This window comes from Paraburkholderia sp. GV068 (assembly GCF_003058125.1).
In the GTDB taxonomy this organism is placed as follows: Bacteria; Pseudomonadota; Gammaproteobacteria; order Burkholderiales; family Burkholderiaceae; genus Paraburkholderia; species Paraburkholderia graminis.
Genome location: NZ_QBUB01000002.1, coordinates 286,640 through 303,262 on the forward strand (window position 1 = coordinate 286,640; position 16,623 = coordinate 303,262).

The following is a 16,623-nucleotide window of genomic DNA, read 5'->3' on the forward strand; positions in this document are numbered from 1 at the left end:
TCAGCCGCGGTTGAGTGCGAACACGTAGAGCGTGCCGCCGCGCGGAACCTTCTCCGCGGCCTTCGCCATCGGTCCGCCCCAGATCGGATTGGCCCCGCCGTAGCCGGCGAGAATCGCCACGTACTCCTTGCCGTCGACTTCGAATACCGACGGTTGCGCCACGATGCCGCTCGCCAGTTTCGGGCTTTTCCAGAGCACTTTTCCGGTCGCCGTGTCGAATGCGTACAGATGGCCGTCGAGCGAACCGCTAAACGCGAGACCGCCCGCGGTCGTCGCGACGCCGCCGTTCCACGGCAGCTTGCTCCAGAAACTCCACAGCTTCTTGCCGGTGCCGACGTCGATAGCCTGCAGTTCCCCGTAGCCCTTGCTGCCAGGCTCCGGCTTGATCTCGAAGCCTTCGCCGAGGTACGGCAGTCCTTCCATGTACGTGACCGACTTGCCGGACAGCGACATGCACGCATGCAGCGCGGGAACGATCGCGATGTGCTTGTCCGGATCGTACGAAACCGACCACCAGTTCTTGCCGCCGAGAAAGCTCGGGCACGTTTCGATCGTCGTGCCGGTCTTCGGATATTTCGCCGGGTCCTGGATCGGCGCGCCGTCCGCTGTATAGCCGGTCACCGAGGTGGCCCTGACGAAGGGCTTCGCGTAGATCAGCTTGCCCGTCGACCGGTCGATTGCGTGAAAGTAGCCATTGCGGTCGGCATGGATGATCGCGTCGTAGTCCTTGTCCTGATACTTGATATTGGCAAGCACCGGCGTGTTGACGCCGTCATAGTCCCAGGTATCGTGTTTCGTGTACTGGTAATGCCATTTGAGATCGCCGGTCTTCGGATCGAGCGCGAGCAGCGAATCCGAATACAGGTTGTCGCCCGGCCGCAGATCCGCGAGCCAAGGTCCGGGATTGCCGACGCCCCAGTACAGCGTTTTCGATGCCGCGTCATACGTGCCCGTCAGCCAGGCCGGCGCGCCGCCGTGCTCCTGCATGCCGTCGGGCCATGTGTTCCCACCCTTCTCGCCGGCCGCGGGCACGGTGAAGCGCTTCCACAGCACGTTGCCGTTGTCGGGATTCAACGCCGCGATAAAGCCGCGCGCGCCATATTCGCCGCCCGCGCTGCCGACCACCAGCGCGCCGTCGAGCGCGAGTGGCGCAAGCGAAAACGCGTAGCCGACTCCGGGCTCGAACATCGCCTTGCGCCACGTCGGCGATCCCGTTTGCGCATCGAGCGCGACGACCTCGCCGTTGAGCATCGCCACATAGACGTTCTTGCCGTATAGCGCGACGCCGCGATTGATCACGTCGCAGCAGGCGGTCTTGAACGATTCGGCGCTGAGCTTCGGTTCGAACTTCCACAGTTGCTTGCCGCTTGCCGCGTCGAACGCGTAGACGTTGTCTTTCGGCGTGGTCACGAAGAGATAACGGCCGTTGACGATCGGCGTCGCTTCGAAGCCCTGTTGCAGTTCGGCCGGAAACTTGTAGCTCCAGACCTGCTTCAACTGCTTCACATTCGACGTGTCGATCTGCTTGAGCGGCGAGTGCGCCTGGCCGTTGTAGGTACGGTAGTACGTGAGCCAGCCGGGATCGCTTTGCGCGGCGGTCAGCCGTTCGTAGGTGACGGCGGGATAATCGTCGGCCACCGCCGCCGTTGCGCATGACAAACCGACGGCCGCGGCGACGCTTATCGCAAGCGCTCCTCGCCGCATCGTCCGAATCGAACGTGCTTTCATCCTTGTCTCCTGGTGTCGACCCGAGCTTGAGTAAAGCGCTGCTCCGGTCACACATCACATGCTTGCTGTTGAGTTATCGACGCGAAGCCGGACGGCGACGCCATCGTCTGGGGAACGCAGTCTGGCTGCGAACCGTTCGAGGCAAGTCGCATGCCATTGCGGCATGGTTCCGGCGCAACACGCGCGGGGCTAAGGAGAGGAGGAAAGCAGGACCGATCCGCGCGCTGGGTCAGCGTGATAAGGGCTGTTGCACGTTGAAGCAGTCCATCGCCGATGTGTTGCTAAAAAAGACAGCGGGCGTTGGGTCGGAAGTGTGGGGAGCGCCGCCGCGCTTACGGCGCGAATCGCGTGAACACGTAGTCGCGATCCTTGACCTTCGCCGCGTGACACGCGAAGCAGGTCTGGTGTTGTGCGGCATCGACCGGCTGGCCGTTGACGAAGCGCCCGAAACCCCAACCGCCCGTCGATGCATAACGGCGCGAGTCCTTCACCATCACCTGGACCGTGGTGGGCGGTCCGGGAATCGTCGCGGTCGCGAACTCGGGCGACTGCTTGCGCTTGTATGCGAGCTTGACCAGGATCGTGCCGTCGGGATACGGCAGCGTCGAGTTCTCGATCGCCTTGATCGCCGCGGGATTGCCGAGCACGACGCGCAGCTCGTCGAGCGGCGCGGCCTCTTCGGCCGGCGCGATCATCTGCCACTTGCGGTAGCCGTCGGGAATCGTCACCCCGTAGATCGGCGACGGCGCCGACTTCGCGGGCCCCGCCAGCGCGTGTTCCGCGACTGCGCCGAGCAAGAGCGCCGCGCTCAGCGCAACGTATGCGGTCCGTACTTTTCGCATCTGCATCGTCATGTGCCTGTCTCCGCTTCGTCCGCTTCGTCCGCTTAAAAACGGGCGACGTCGATGACGGCGTCGGCGAAGGCTTTCGGCGCTTCCTGCGGCAGGTTATGCCCAGTGCCGCCGCCGACATTGCGATGCGCGTACTTGCCGGTGAACTTCTTTGCGTAGGCCGACGGCTCGGGATGCGGTGCGCCGTTGGCGTCGCCTTCCATCGTGATGGTCGGCACGGAGATAGTCGGCCCCTTCGCGAGACGCTTTTCCAGATCGTCGTATTGCGGTTCGCCCTGCGCGAGTCCGAGACGCCAGCGGTAGTTGTGAATCACGATCGCGACGTGATCCGGATTGACGAACGATGCCGCCGAGCGCTCGAACGTCGCGTCGTCGAAATTCCATTTGGGCGACGCGGTATGCCAGATCAGCTTGTTGAAGTCGTGACGGTTTGCGTCGTAGCCCGCTGCGCCGCGCTCGGTCGCGAAGTAGAACTGATACCACCACGCGAGTTCCGCTTTCGGCGGCAACGGCGCCTTGTTGGCTTCCTGGCTGCCGATCAGATAACCGCTCACCGACACCATCGCCTTGCAGCGTTCCGGCCACAGCGCCGCAATGATGTTCACCGTGCGCGCGCCCCAATCGAAGCCGCCGAAAATGGCCTTGTCGATCTTCAGCGCGTCCATCAGATTGATGATGTCGAGAGCGATGACGGCCTGCTGCCCGTTACGCGGCGTATCTGCCGAGAGAATGCGCGTCGAGCCGGAGCCGCGCAGATACGGCACGATCACCCGATAGCCGGCGGCGGCCAGCAGCGGCGCGACTTCGACGTAGCTGTAAATGTCGTACGGCCAGCCGTGCAACAGGATCACGACGGGGCCGTTTTGCGGACCCGCTTCTGCATAACCGATGTTCAGCGTGCCCGCGTTGATCTGCCGAAGGTTCTCGAAGGAGGTCGCGCCCGCGCCCGCCTTCGCGCCAGTGGACTGCGCATGCGCGAGTCCGCTCAAACCAAGTTCCATCAGGCTGATGCCCGCGACGGTCGTACCGAGCAGACGACGACGCCGGTTATTAATCTGTTCAGTCATGGCTATTTCCTTTTTTGAATGAAAACTTGCGAGAGCCTGCGCGTTGCCAGTCCGGCCGGCGTGGAAGTATTAGACGCCTTCAAAGTATCCGCCGTATGTCCACGACGCACGCCAGTGCAACGTTATGTGTCGCCCGGTTGTGTAGATACATTGGGATACAAAACGGACATGGCATTCGATCCGGCAAAAGCTGAATAGAAGCGAAAGCAGAAATTTGTTTCTCAATGTGTATGAAGTCCAAAGCGATACACAGCCTTGCAATAGCCCCTTCCCACGACACAAGCCAGATACCTCTCCCGGTTCTAATGCATTCCAACGACGGACTGTGATCGACGCAGCACGGCAAGCCTCACTGCCGATAGCGGCTCGCAGATGCCCGTACGGATGCTTTCCACTTGACCTGTTCCAGGAGAACGACATGAAAGTCTCGATCATCGCTTTGGCCTTTACTGCTTTCGCCGCTTCGGCAATGACTGTTTCCGCTTATGCAGCAGATCCGGCGGTCAATTCCGCCACCGCGAACGCTGGCAGCTACGACGCGCAGCAAGCAACTCAGTGGGCGCCGGTTCAGCCCGCAACGACAGCGAAGACGCGCGCCGAAGTTCGTCAGGAACTGGTGCGCGCCCAGAAGGACGGCCAGCTCGCGGCACTCAGCAAGATCTATCAGGGTAGCTAAGTTTTTCCATTCAATCTTGGAGGTTTCATCATGATCAAGCGTCTCGTCATCGCCGCCGTTCTTTCCACCAGCGCCGCGATCGCCGCGCCGGTTTTCGCCAGCAGCGGCTACGGCCCCGCGCCCCACTACGACCCGCTGATCGGCGCACCGTCGTCGCAACGCGGCCAGAGCGCCGAGACCGTTCGCGCCGAACAAACCTCTCTGATGGCGAACGCGGACATCGACGCGCAATCGTACGGCGGCATGCACGACACGACTTCGCAGGCCGGCTCGCGTTCGGCACCGCACGCATCGGACATCTCCATCGCGCCGTATGCACATCATTGAATGCGAGTCGACTGATCGATAACTTGCCGGCTCGCCGCGATGAGCGTGCCGGTTTCTCATAGCGTCAGGAAATAAAAATATGTCTTCAACACCGTTTTCTCCCGCTCGACGTCACGTGCTGGCCGCCTCCGTTGCCGTCGGCGCGATGGGGCTGATTCCCGGCTCGGTGTTCGCCGCCGCAGGCGACAGCAAGATCCGTCCGTTCAAGGTCAACGTGCCGGAAGCCGACCTCGCCGATCTGCGCCGGCGCATCGCGGCCACGCGCTGGCCTGGCAAGGAAACCGTCGCCGACGAATCGCAAGGCGTGCGGCTCGTCAGAATGCAGGCGCTCGCGAAGTACTGGGGCACCGATTACGACTGGCGCAAAGGCGAAGCGAAACTGAACGCGCTGCCGATGTTCATGACTGAAATCGACGGGCTCGATATCCAGTTCATCCACGTACGTTCGCGCCACAAAAATGCGTTGCCGCTCATCATGACGCACGGCTGGCCTGGCTCGATCTTCGAGCTGATCAAGGCCATCGGGCCGCTCACCGATCCGACCGCGTATGGCGGCAGCGCTGACGACGCGTTTCACGCCGTCGTTCCTTCGCTGCCCGGTTTTGGCTTCTCCGAACAACCGAAGAAGACCGGCTGGGGATCGGATCACATTGCGCGTGCATGGGGTGAACTGATGGCGCGGCTCGGCTACACGCGCTTCGTTTCGCAAGGCGGCGATTGCGGATCGGTGATCTCGCACCGCATGGCGATGCAGAAGGTCAAAGGGCTGATCGGTATTCACGTCAACATGCCGGCGACCGTGCCGCCGGACATCGCGACGCTGCTCACGCTGGGCGAACCCGCGCCGGCCAATCTGTCGCCGAAAGAGAAAGCGGCGTATGACTCGCTGAATGTTTTCTATCGCGACAATTGCGGCTATGCGCAGATGATGGTGACGCGGCCGCAGACCGTCGGCTACGCACTCGCGGATTCGCCTGTCGGCCAGGCCGCATGGATGTACGACAAGATTTCGCAATGGACGTATAGCGGCGGCGTGCCGGAACGCTCGCTCACGCGCGACGAAATTCTCGACGACATCTCGCTCTACTGGCTGACCGACAGCGCGACGTCCGCTGCACAAATCTACTGGGAAGATCATTCGAACAACTTCAACGCGGTCGATATCTCGTTGCCTGCGGCGGTGACGGTCTTTCCTGGAGAGATCTATCAGGCGCCGCGTAGCTGGACCGAGCGCGCCTATCACAATCTGATCTATTTCAACGAAGTCGATAAAGGAGGCCACTTCGCCGCGTGGGAGCAGCCGCAACTCTTCGCGACTGAGGTTCGCGCGGCGTTCCGCAGTCTGCGTTAGGCGGCGCGTGAGTCACGGCGACTGTATTGTTCGCACATTGCGCGGTCGCCGTGACGTTTGCATGCCACCAAGGAACGGTGCGAGTTCACGCCGCGAGAGGCAGCGTCAATCTCGCTTCCAGTCCGCCGCTATGGCGATTTTCCAGTTGCAGTTCGCCCTGCATCGCGAGCGTCAGACGCCGAGCGATTGCGAGTCCCAGGCCCGATCCCGGCGCACGCGCTGCCGTCTGCGGCGCACGATACCAGGGCGCGAACACCGCTTCCATTTCGGCCGGCACAATGCCCGGTCCCGAGTCGACGACCGCGACGACCACGCGACGCGCATCGACGCGCACGCACAGGCGCACGTCGTTGCCATAGCGCAATCCGTTGTCGATCAGATTGACCAGCACACGGCGCAGCGCGTGCGGACAGGTCACGACCGGATGGCCGACCTCGCCTTCGAGTTCGACGGAGCGGCCCATGTCCTTATAGTTATCGACGAGCGCGCCGAGCAGTCCGTCCGCATCGAAGCGCCGCAGCGGCGCGCCGGCGCAGCATTGCATCCGCGCGCAGGCGAGACTCGCTTCGACCAGTTCGTTCATCTCCGCGATGTCGCGCTCCATTGCGTTGCGCAATTCTCCTTCGTCGACCCTCTCGCAGCGCAGGGCCATGCGGGTCAGCGGCGTGCGCAGATCGTGTGCGTAGGCCGCCAGCACGTCGAGCAGTTCGGCGACGCGTTCGGCCTCGCAGCGCTGCGCACCGTTGATCGCACGCGCGAGCCGCGCGACCGTGGGCGGCCCGAATTCCGGCAAACTTTGTGGCAAGGTGCCCGTGCTGCTGCGTTGTTCGATCGCGGCGGCAAGCCGCGCGATGCTCGAACGTTGCTCGTAAGCATGCACGCCCAAGGCCGCCGCGAGCAGCGCGAAGCACGTTGCGAGCAGCCAGAGAAGCGGCAGCAGATAACCGTCGGCGCGATACGGCTGTGCGTAGAGCATCGCTGCATGGGCCGCGGGCATGCTTATCGCTATGGACGCGGCGAGCACGCGAGCCGTCCAGAGCAATAAACGTCTTGCCGCGCGAGTTCGGATTTTCAGCAGGGAGTTGGGCGAGACTTCACGCGACACGGTCCAACGGATGAAGGTCATCTTCGTTCTCCTGGCACCGCCACGTCGGACGGCTTGGCAGAATAAGATCATGCGGGGCGGGGTTCGCACCATCAGACATGGGGTCGTCTACCCCCTACTAAGGTTTGCCCTCGTCATGCGGTGGTGTACTTTCGGTTAGCCGTGCCCGAGCGCGCGAGGCCGCTGGCGGCGGCCCGCACGGAAGGGATCATCGCCGGTAACGACAACGAGTTGTTCGGGCGCCCCGACATGCGGGCGCCCGAACAACTCATTAAGCTGACGTTTGTATGTGCACGGCCTGCAAGCCCGCCTGCTGCTATTGCGCCGCTTTCGCTGCCGCGATGATCGTGTCGGCGACCAGCTTCGGCTGGCTGACCATTACGACGTGGCTCGCATTAGCCATCGTGACGTGCGCGCCGATGTTCTTCGCCATCGCCTGTTGCAGATGCGGGTCAATCATGCGGTCCTGCCCGGTCACGACGAAATATGACGGCTTGTCGTGCCACGCCGCTTTCGTGACCTTCTCGCCGATACAGGCCGAGGCCCACGGACCTTGCGTGGCCGCGATCACACGGCGTTGCGGCAAAGGCACGTCCTGCGCGAAATCCTCGAGTACGGCTTTCGTCGATAGCGTCAGATAGCCCGCCGAGTCTTTCTGCAACTCGCCGGCCCACACGGGCGCCGGCTTTCCTTTGGTGATGTCGTCGATGGACTGACCGCTGTCCGGCGCGAACGCGGCGACATAGACGAGGTTTTTGACCTTCTCTTCGTTGCCTGCTTCGCTGATGACCACGCCTGCCCACGAATGGCCGACCAGCACCACAGGTCCGTCCTGCTGATCGATCACGCGTTTGGTCGCAGCGACGTCGTCGGCCAGCGAGCTGAGCGGATTTTGCACCGCGACCACGTGCGCCCCTCGCGCTTCAAGTAGCGGAATCACTTTGTCCCAACTGGAACCGTCGGCGAACGCACCGTGCACGAGCACGACGTTCTTGCCCTTCAGATCCTGCGGCGGCGCGGCGTGCGCAGCCTGCAGCGCAAACAGGCCGCCGAGCAACAGCGCGGCACCGGCGAATTTCTTGAGAAGTCTTGTCATTTGTTTTTCTTCCGACGAGAGAGTTGACGACGCGCGCTTTACGCCCGGTTAAGCGCGCCGTCGCGTGAATCACGAATGCGCGTAGATCGGGCCGAGACCGACCACGTCTTGCTGCGAAGTCGACACGTGGTTCACCGACGAGTGCGAACCCGCCGCCGAACGGCTTTGCTCGACGCCGCCATATGCGGCGGATGCCGAGCCGTTCTGCGCGGCAATGCGTGCTTCGGCCGCTTCGATGTTGCTCGGATATTGCGTGTTGTCGCTGGCCGGGTTGTAGCCGGCCTTCTGCAACTGGACGAGTTCCGCGCGCACATCGGCACGCGTCAATGCGTGAGTCGATTGAGCGAACGAGACGGCAGGAACGGCAACGAGTGCTGCAACGAGAAGGGATTGAACGAGTTTCATGAGCTTTCTCCAGATAAAGACGGCATATAAAGGTCGAGGTTCGGTTGAAACACGCGGCAGCAGGAAGCTGCGAGCTAGCGTGTCACCCGAATCCGGCGCAGTGTTGCGAATCAACCTTGCGTGTAGACATTTAACCCCGCCGACGTATCTGCAATGTTTTCGCAAAGCCGTTTAATGCAACGGCGTTTATCTCGACACGGCGTGGATACACTGCGATACAAAAACCTCTGCGAATCGAATCAGCCGGCTACCGTATTCAATTCGCTGAACGACGGTCCGAGCGGCCGCACGCGCATGTCCGGGGCGAGATGTTCCCACGGCAGATCGGCCGGATCGGCGGCCATCGGGCCAGGCGCTTTGGCGACGAGAATCGCCTCGGCGATCGCTTCGAAATCCGCGCGAAAATGCACCGAACTCTTGTTCACGAGAATCTTCATTCGCTCCGGCTCGATGCCCGCCACGCGGAACAGGTTGCGGTCGAAGATCTGCATCTTCACGGAGCTCACGGCAATGCGCACGCCTTCTATCCGCAAGCAGGCGACCGGTCCCAATTGCCCTTCCATGCCGTTCAGCATCGGGCCGTCGAAGCGGAAGCGCCCGTCCGACAAGTGCTCGACTTCGAACTCGGCTTCGAGCGGCGAGTCGCCTTCCACACCGGAACCGCCGCCGAGCCGCAGCGCAATCTTCGCGCCGACACCCGCACGATGCGCCGCCGCCGCGGCTTGCGCGTCCCAGATCACGCCCACGGCCGCATCGGTCGCACCGTGGCGCAACAGCGCACGCACCATGCCCATGGTGTTCGAATCGCCGCCCACGCCGGGGTTGTCCTGCGTATCCGCGATGATGACCGGGCGCGTTGCGGACGCGCTCAGGCGGATCGCCTCGAGCGCGGCTTCATCGGGCGAGAGAAAGGGCACGTCCCAGCGCGCTTCCTCGCCGACGATCTTCGCGAACAAGGCATCGGCGGCTTGCGCGGCTGCTTCTTCGTCGAACGAATAGGCCCAGATCGTCGGGCCGCACTCGGGAAAATCCGCCGCCGGGAAGCCCGGCGCGAACGACACCGAGACAACCGGCCGTTTCTCCAGTTCGGCGAGCATGCGATACATGTCGTTCGCGGGCTCGACGAGCGTGCACATGCCGTTCACCGGAATCAGGAAAGGAACGCGGCGCACCGCGCGATGCAACGGCCGCCGCTCGCGCATCAGGTCTTCGAGAATGCGCGCGGCCCGCTCGCCGGTTTCCGCCATGTCGACGTGCGGATACGTGCGATACGCGACGAGCGCGCTCGCGTGCGCGAACATGCGCGCGGTGACGTTCGCATGCAGATCGAGCGACACGACCACCGGCATCCGCTCGCCGACGATCCGCCGCACGCGCTCGAGCAACTCGCCCTCGCCATCGTCGTGTTGCTCGGTCACCATCGCGCCGTGCAGGTCGAGATAGATCGCATCGAAGCCGCCTTGTTCGACCGCCGCGATAATCTCGCCGCCGATCCGCTCGAAGGCGTCGGTGGTGACATGCGCCGACGCGCTCGCGCCCGCCCAGATCACCGGCTTCAACTCGCGGCCATTCGCTTCCATGACCTTGATGAAACCGCCGATCGGCACGTTGACGTCGCGCAGATTGAGCACGCTGGCGCCGCGCACCATCGGCGGGAATCCCTCGCCTTGAACGAAGCTCTCGTACGACGCCTTGGTCGGCGCAAAGGTATTGGTTTCGTGCTGGAAACCGGCGATCAGGATTTTCATTGAAGTCACCTTGCTATGTTTGACTCGTGCGCGAACGCACTCGGGCGCATCCACGAATTAATTCGGATGCCTATTTGTCATGTCGTCAGAGATCTGAGCGAATACAGCTTCGAAGCAGCTATTCCTGCTTGAGCGTCAGCTTGCCCTTGAGGATGAGAACGGCGGCCAGCGCGGCCGCGCAAGCCATGACGAAGAGTCCCGCATGCATGCTGCCGGTCCCCGCCTTCGTCCAGCCGACAACTGCCGGGCCCCAGAAACCACCCGACAATCCGACCGTATTGATGAGCGCGATCCCGCCCGCCGCGGCCGTCCCTTCGACGAGTTGCGACGGGATCGCCCAGAACACCGTGTAGGCCATCCACAGGCAAGCGGTGCCGAGCGTCAGCGCGACAAGCGTGAGCGGCAGATTGCCGTCGGCAAGGATCGCTGCGATCAGGAAGACCGCGGCGCCCAGTGCGGGAATCGCGAAGTGATAGCGTCGCTCGCCGAGCCGGTCGGAACTGCGGCCGGCGAGATACATGCAGACGGCCGCGGCCACATAAGGAATTGCCGTGTACCAGCCTAGCCGCAGCGTGTCTTTGACGCCCTGCTCCTTGAGCAGCGTCGGCAGCCAGAAACTGATCGCATAGATCGGAAAAATGACGCTGAAGTAAGCCAGCGCAAGCACATACACGCGCGGGCTTTTCAGCACCGCCTTGAACGAATCCGCGCGATGCTGGGTCGGCGCGGTTTCGCCGTCGAGCAAGGCTCTTTCACGGTCGTTGAGCCAGCGTGCTTCGGCGGGCCGATCGGAGATCACGCGCAGCGTCAGCAGGCCGAGCACGATGCACGGCAAGCCTTCGACGAGAAACATCCACTGCCAGCCCGCGAGGCCGCCGACGCCGGCGAGATTCGTCATCAGCCACGCCGACACCGGGCCGCCGACAATGCCGCCCAGCGGTCCCGCGACGAACACGAGCGCAATGGCTCGCGCCATGCGCGCCGGTCCATACCAGCACGACAGGTAATAGATCATGCCCGGCGCGAAACCCGCTTCGAATACGCCGAGCAGAAAGCGCATCGCGTAAAACGCCGGCACGCTGCGCACGAACAGCATGCACGCGGATGTGATGCCCCACAGCACCAGAATGCGGCTGAAGGTCTTGCGCGCGCCGACCTTCGGCAGCATCAGGTTGCTCGGCAATTCGAACAGCACGTAGCCGATGAAGAAGATGCCCGCGCCCACGCCGTACGCGGCGTCGGAGAAACCGAGGTCGGTCTGCATCTGCAATTTCGCGAAGCCGACGTTCACGCGATCCAGATACGCAAACATGTAGCAGGTCACCAGAAACGGCAGGAGCCGCCAGTTGAGCTTGCTGTACAGCGCGGCGGCGGGATCGCCGGCGGCCGATGGATGAATTGCTGACATGGTTGTCTCCGAATGTCTCACTGGACCCGTCGCAGGGGTTGAGTCGATGGTGGCAGCGCAAAAGTCGGCTAGCAAGAGCAACTAAGTTCACGTATCGTTGCCTTTTAAGCAACGCAACGGCGATCGCCATGAAAGCGCCAATGCGGCGTTAGGAGCGGTGAAATGCGAGAAATCAACCAGCAGCGTCTGCGCTATTTCCATGAAGTGCTGACTCATGGCACCGTTCGCGGCGCGGCCGAGCACATCAACACGTCGCCGTCGGTCATTACGCGGCAGATCAAATTGCTCGAAGACGAACTCGGCGCCGTGCTGTTCGAGCGACAGGCGCGCGGCGTGAAGCCGACCGAAGCCGCGATGCATCTGTTGGAATTCTGGCGCGGCTATCGCTCGCAACAGGAGAAGCTCGAAGACCAGTTGCACGCGCTAAAAGGTCTGCGCACCGGGCAAATTCAACTGGCCGTCAGCGAAGGATTTGTCGATATCTTTGTGGACGATGTGCTGGCGCCGTTCTGCACGCGCTATCCCGGTCTCGAAGTCAGCATGACCATGCTGGCCGTCGACGCGTTGCTCGACGAGGTCGCGGAGAATCGCGCTCATATCGGGCTCGCCTATAACCCGCCGCCGCACGCGCGCATCGCATATCGAGCGAGTTCGGCGCAGCCGGTTGTGCTGTTGCTGAGAAAGGATCATCCATTAGCGAAACGGGGCGGCCCGGCGAGTCTCGATGACCTGCAGGCGTATCCGCTTGCGCTGATGCCGTCCACGTTCGGCATCGGCCATGTCGTTTCGATGGCGCAGGTGGCGGCGAACGTGTCGATCCGCCCCACGCTCGTCACGAACTCGTTGAGCGCGCTGAAGCGCTTCGTCACCGCGGAGAACTTCATGACGCTGGTCGGAGAATTTGCCGCGTACCGCGAACTCGGAAGTGAGGAACTCACCACGGTTGCGATCGCTCATCCGCTATTCGAGAGCGCGCAGGCGAGAGTGCTGGTCAAAGCGGACCGGCCGCTTGCCGCCGGGCCGCTGGAACTATTGAAATGGATCGAGGAACGCATGCCGATGTTCGCGCCGGTGAAACGGCCGGCGCGCCGGAAACCCATACGCTGAATCGAAACGCTGTGTTCGTTCAGCCTCCGCCTTGCTCGCGCAGCGTCAGCTTGCTGCTGACCGAGGTCACGCCTTGTACTTTCTTCGCGGCGTCCACTGCCAGACCCTCCTGATCGTCGCTCTCGATCTGTCCGGCCAGCGTCACGTGACCCGTCTTTGCATTGCCGAACACGGCGATGGTTGTGTCTTCAAGACCCTTGGTCCGGAACAGGGCTTTCTGGACTGTCTTCGAAAATGTACGATTAGCTGCCCGAACTGATTTCTTGCTCGGCGCCGGGTTGCTGGGTGACACGCTGCTGGCGGACACGCTGCTGCCCGATGCCGCTGCTACGGCGTCCGCGGCGAATGCCGGCGTGTATGCGAATGCTGCTGCAGCTAACGCGAGGCCGCTGCTCACAACGAGATGTCGAAGTTTCATGATTGATCCTTTTGAGGTTGGAGAGAACAACGTTTTGGTTTTTTAGAACGATCACTGCAACTGGCTACGCTTGCGCCGTATAGACATTAGAAGCGCGGAATGTATCTGGCGTGTGTCGGCGACGTATCGGAACGTATCGCCCAGATACTGGCACGCGCGCGCCGCCATCACTGACACATTTTGTGCGCCGCATCCAACGCGCGAGCAAAAAGTATCAGCGCCTTCGACCTTTTGCAGTGGCCCGCACTCGACCGCGACTACTACAGTTCTCGTCACCGTACGTCTGCTCTGCTGCCAACCGCAGCGCCCGTATGGCGATGACAAAAACATTCCAAAATGCGGAGACGAGCATGAAACCGATTCGATTGTTGACGGCCTGCACCGTGCTGGGCGCAGGCTTTCCCCTGCTGGCGGCGGCCCAGACCTGCAACGTTCCCGTGCTCAAGGTGCTCGCGCAAAAGAGCCTGGGCCTCACGGTCATGGAAAAGTCGCTGCCCGATTATCAGAAGCGCAGCGGCACCCGGATTGAGATCAATTACTTCGGCGAGAACGACCGTCGTTCGAAATCGCGGCTCGACGCGTCGACGGGTGCCGGTTCCTATCAGATCTACTACATTGATGAAGCGAACGTCGCCGAGTTCGCATCGGCGGGCTGGGTCGTGCCGCTTCTCAAGTACTACCCGAAAGACGCCGACTACGACGACTTTCTGCCCGGCCGCCGCGCGGTGGCAAGCTATAAGAACGTCGCGTATTTCGCTCCGCTGATCGGCGGCGGCGACTTTCTGTTTTACCGGCGCGACATTCTCGAGAAAGCGCATATACCCGTGCCGAAGACGCTCGACGAACTCGTCGCGGCCATCAAGAAGCTCAATGCACCGCCGAACATGTACGGCTGGGTCGCACGCGGTCAACGCGGCTCGGGCATGAACGTGTGGCGCTGGGCGCCCTTCATGCTCGCCGAGGGCGGCACATGGACCGGCAAGAACCAGGCGCCGGACTTCAATTCGCCGGCCGCGGTGAAAGCCACGCTGCTCTATCGCGATCTCTTCAAATATGCGCCTCCGGGCGCGGCGACCTACGACTGGAGCAATGCGCTCGAAGCGTTCCGCTCCGGCAAGGTCGCCTTCATGATCGAATCGACGCCGTTCGCCGACTGGATGGAAGACCCCACGAAATCCAGTGTGGCCGACAAGGTCGGCTACGTCAGGCCGCCCTCACCGTTGCCCTCGGCTGCCTATGGTCACGGTCTCGCGATTTCGTCTGTCGGCGCAAAAGACGAATGCACGCGTCAGGCGGCCGGCAAGTTCATCGCGTGGGCGACGGGCAAGGACCAGGAGCAGGCGCGCCTGCGCGAGAACGTCTTTAGCGACTACAACCGCACGAGCACGATCAAAAGCGATTACTTCCAGAAGCATGTGAAGCCGCAGATCCTCGCCGGACTGAACGACACGAATCCGGTGACGAAGGTCACGATCTGGTCGAGTCCGCAATGGCCGGACATCGGCGACAACCTGGGCATCGCGCTCGAAGAAGTATTCACGGGCACGCAACCGGACGCTCAGGCAAGCCTCAACGACGCCGTTCAGTATGCCGAGGACGCGATGCAACACGGCGCGAAGAAGTAACGCCGACGCCACGCTGTTGGAGACGTCAATGTTCAATCGGGGCAAAACCAGTCTTCCGTTCGTGTTCCTTGGACCGCCTCTTGCCGTGATGGCGGTCCTCGGTCTCGTTCCTACCATCGCGGCCATCAATCTCGCGTTGAAGAACCGCGTGCTGCGCTACGCCGATAGCGACTACGTGTGGCTGCGCAATTTCGCGCGCCTGTTTTCGGACAGGCGCTTTGTCAACGCCATCGAAGTGTCGGCGATCTGGGAAATCGTCACCGTGCTCGGCGCGGTCGTGGTGGGCGTGGTGATCGCCATCTATCTGTTCGAGCAGGTGCATGGCCGCATGCGCGCCGTGATTTCGTTATTGCTGATCGTGCCGGTGCTGCTGCCGCGCGTGTCGGCGGCCTTCATCTGGAAGTTCATGTATTCGCCGCTGACCGGCATTCTTAGCTGGTTTCTCGGCTTGCTGGGCGTCGAGAACACGGCGTTTCTGTCCGATCCGCATCTTGCGTTGTATGCCGTGGCGCTAGTCGATATCTGGCAATGGGGGCTGTTCTTCGCCGTGGTCGTATTGAAACTGCTCGAGACGCTGCCGCCCGAGCCGCTAGAAGCTGCGCGGCTCGACTATGCGCGCACCTGGCAGGTCTATGCGTACATCGCGCTGCCGATGCTGAAGGTGCCGATCATGAGCCTCGTGTTCATCAAGATGGTCGAATCGCTGCGCTCGTTCGATCTCGTCTATGTGATGACCAAGGGCGGCCCCGGCATCACCACGGAAACGCTGGACATGTATGCGTATTCGCAAGGCATCGGCTTGTCGGGCAAGGTCTCGTATGCATCGAGTATGGCCGTCCTGATGATGGTCGCGACCACGCTCATCTTCACTTTCATCTGGAAGCGGGTGAACAAATGGGAAGACTGATTTCGCGCAGCGCCGCGTGGTCGTTCGGCGTGGCGCTCGCGCTCGTTGCCGTCTTTCCGGTGTTATGGGCTTTCCTCAATTCGTTGAAGAGCCTGCTCGATATCGTCACGCCGACGCCGCGCTTTATCTTCTCGCCGACGCTCGAGAACTACCGGCAAGTCGTGTCGAGTCCCGAGGTGCTGATCGGACTCGGCAATAGCCTGTCTATCGTGGGCTTTGCCGTCATGCTCGGCGCGCTGCTCGGCGTACCGGCCGCGTATGTCATCGCTCGCTATCACGTACCGGGAAAGCGCGACATCCAGTTCTTTCTGCTGTCGCTGCGATTCCTGCCGCCGGTGGCGGTCGCGATTCCGCTGATCGCTATCTGGGTCGACCTCGGTCTGTACGACACGAAGTTGTCGATGGTGGTCACGTATCTGCTCGTCACGCTATCGACCATCACATGGCTGTCCATTCCCGTCTTCCAGCGTCTGCCGCGCGAAGTGGAAGAGGCCGCCACGCTCGACGGCTACGGCCCCTACGCGGTGTTCTGGCGGATCGCCTTGCCGATCAGCGCGGCCACGTTGATGGGCGGCATCGTGTTCAGCTTCGTGCTGGTGTGGAACGAACTGATGATCGCGCTTGCCCTCACGTCATCGAGAAGCGCGACGCTGCCGGTCGTCGCATCCGCGTTCACATCGCTCGGACAGGAAGTGCCGTGGGGCGTGATCAACGCGTCCACGGTGCTGCTCGCGCTGCCTCCGATTATTTTTGTCGGCGTACTCGGCCGGCTGTTGAACTCAATGCTCAAAGGCAAGTAAGGAG

At 62.2% G+C, this 16,623-nt stretch carries 16 protein-coding genes; 7 read left to right on the plus strand and 9 right to left on the minus strand.

Features of this window, described 5'->3' with window-relative positions:
* The 3 genes from C8K18_RS06165 to C8K18_RS06175 all read right to left on the minus strand — a co-directional run bounded on the left by C8K18_RS06165 (position 1) and on the right by C8K18_RS06175 (position 3,646).
* Entirely contained in the window at positions 1-1,728 is a 1,728-nt protein-coding gene (locus tag C8K18_RS06165; protein WP_107706960.1) for a methanol/ethanol family PQQ-dependent dehydrogenase, read from the minus strand.
* 332 nt (positions 1,729-2,060) lie between these two features.
* Positions 2,061-2,570, minus strand: coding sequence for a cytochrome P460 family protein (locus C8K18_RS06170; protein ID WP_053860799.1), 510 nt, complete (start codon positions 2,568-2,570; stop codon positions 2,061-2,063).
* A 44-nt stretch (positions 2,571-2,614) separates the two neighbouring features.
* Positions 2,615-3,646: an alpha/beta fold hydrolase gene (locus C8K18_RS06175; RefSeq protein ID WP_107706961.1), complete on the minus strand. Its 1,032-nt coding sequence runs from the start codon at positions 3,644-3,646 to the stop codon at positions 2,615-2,617.
* Between the two features lie 418 nt (positions 3,647-4,064).
* Between C8K18_RS06175 and C8K18_RS06180 the strand changes: the two genes are divergently transcribed.
* The 3 genes from C8K18_RS06180 to C8K18_RS06190 all read left to right on the plus strand — a co-directional run bounded on the left by C8K18_RS06180 (position 4,065) and on the right by C8K18_RS06190 (position 6,000).
* Positions 4,065-4,322, plus strand: coding sequence for a DUF4148 domain-containing protein (locus tag C8K18_RS06180; RefSeq protein WP_107706962.1), 258 nt, complete (start codon positions 4,065-4,067; stop codon positions 4,320-4,322).
* Between the two features lie 30 nt (positions 4,323-4,352).
* Positions 4,353-4,649, plus strand: coding sequence for a hypothetical protein (locus tag C8K18_RS06185; RefSeq protein ID WP_107706963.1), 297 nt, complete (start codon positions 4,353-4,355; stop codon positions 4,647-4,649).
* Positions 4,650-4,728: 79 nt separating this feature from the next.
* A complete protein-coding gene (locus tag C8K18_RS06190) occupies positions 4,729-6,000 on the plus strand; it encodes an epoxide hydrolase family protein (protein ID WP_107706964.1) in 1,272 nt (423 codons plus the stop codon).
* An 85-nt stretch (positions 6,001-6,085) separates the two neighbouring features.
* Here the strand turns inward: C8K18_RS06190 and C8K18_RS06195 are convergent, their stop codons facing one another.
* The 5 genes from C8K18_RS06195 to C8K18_RS06215 all read right to left on the minus strand — a co-directional run bounded on the left by C8K18_RS06195 (position 6,086) and on the right by C8K18_RS06215 (position 11,762).
* Positions 6,086-7,126 carry an ATP-binding protein gene (locus tag C8K18_RS06195; protein ID WP_107706965.1) on the minus strand — a complete coding sequence of 347 codons (1,041 nt, stop codon included), beginning with the start codon at positions 7,124-7,126 and terminating at the stop codon, positions 6,086-6,088.
* 295 nt (positions 7,127-7,421) lie between these two features.
* Complete coding sequence (locus tag C8K18_RS06200; RefSeq protein WP_107706966.1) at positions 7,422-8,201, minus strand: alpha/beta fold hydrolase; 780 nt, start codon at positions 8,199-8,201, stop codon at positions 7,422-7,424.
* Positions 8,202-8,270: 69 nt separating this feature from the next.
* A complete protein-coding gene (locus C8K18_RS06205; protein ID WP_006047166.1) occupies positions 8,271-8,606 on the minus strand; it encodes a DUF4148 domain-containing protein in 336 nt (111 codons plus the stop codon).
* Positions 8,607-8,845: 239 nt separating this feature from the next.
* Entirely contained in the window at positions 8,846-10,354 is a 1,509-nt protein-coding gene (locus C8K18_RS06210; protein WP_107706967.1) for a M81 family metallopeptidase, read from the minus strand.
* A 118-nt stretch (positions 10,355-10,472) separates the two neighbouring features.
* The gene (locus tag C8K18_RS06215) at positions 10,473-11,762 is read right to left on the minus strand and encodes an MFS transporter (RefSeq protein ID WP_107706968.1); all 1,290 of its coding nucleotides are present in this window, start codon (positions 11,760-11,762) and stop codon (positions 10,473-10,475) included.
* A gap of 162 nt (positions 11,763-11,924) precedes the next feature.
* On the opposite strand from C8K18_RS06215, the gene C8K18_RS06220 reads away from it, so the two are divergent.
* Positions 11,925-12,869 (plus strand): LysR family transcriptional regulator, encoded by a 945-nt coding sequence (locus C8K18_RS06220; protein ID WP_107706969.1) that lies wholly within the window; start codon positions 11,925-11,927, stop codon positions 12,867-12,869.
* A gap of 19 nt (positions 12,870-12,888) precedes the next feature.
* Here C8K18_RS06220 and C8K18_RS06225 read toward each other — a convergent pair whose 3' ends face one another.
* Positions 12,889-13,287, minus strand: a complete 399-nt coding sequence (locus C8K18_RS06225; protein ID WP_006047170.1) for a BON domain-containing protein — start codon at positions 13,285-13,287, stop codon at positions 12,889-12,891.
* Positions 13,288-13,637: 350 nt separating this feature from the next.
* Between C8K18_RS06225 and C8K18_RS06230 the strand changes: the two genes are divergently transcribed.
* From C8K18_RS06230 to C8K18_RS06240, 3 genes are read left to right on the plus strand one after another with little or no spacing between them, the layout of a single operon-like run.
* Entirely contained in the window at positions 13,638-14,912 is a 1,275-nt protein-coding gene (locus C8K18_RS06230) for a sugar ABC transporter substrate-binding protein (RefSeq protein WP_107707139.1), read from the plus strand.
* Positions 14,913-14,940: 28 nt separating this feature from the next.
* Entirely contained in the window at positions 14,941-15,819 is an 879-nt protein-coding gene (locus C8K18_RS06235) for a carbohydrate ABC transporter permease (protein ID WP_006047172.1), read from the plus strand.
* Entirely contained in the window at positions 15,807-16,619 is an 813-nt protein-coding gene (locus C8K18_RS06240) for a carbohydrate ABC transporter permease (RefSeq protein WP_107706970.1), read from the plus strand. The genes C8K18_RS06235 and C8K18_RS06240 overlap by 13 nt, the downstream gene beginning before the upstream one ends.
* Positions 16,620-16,623 lie beyond the last annotated feature (4 nt).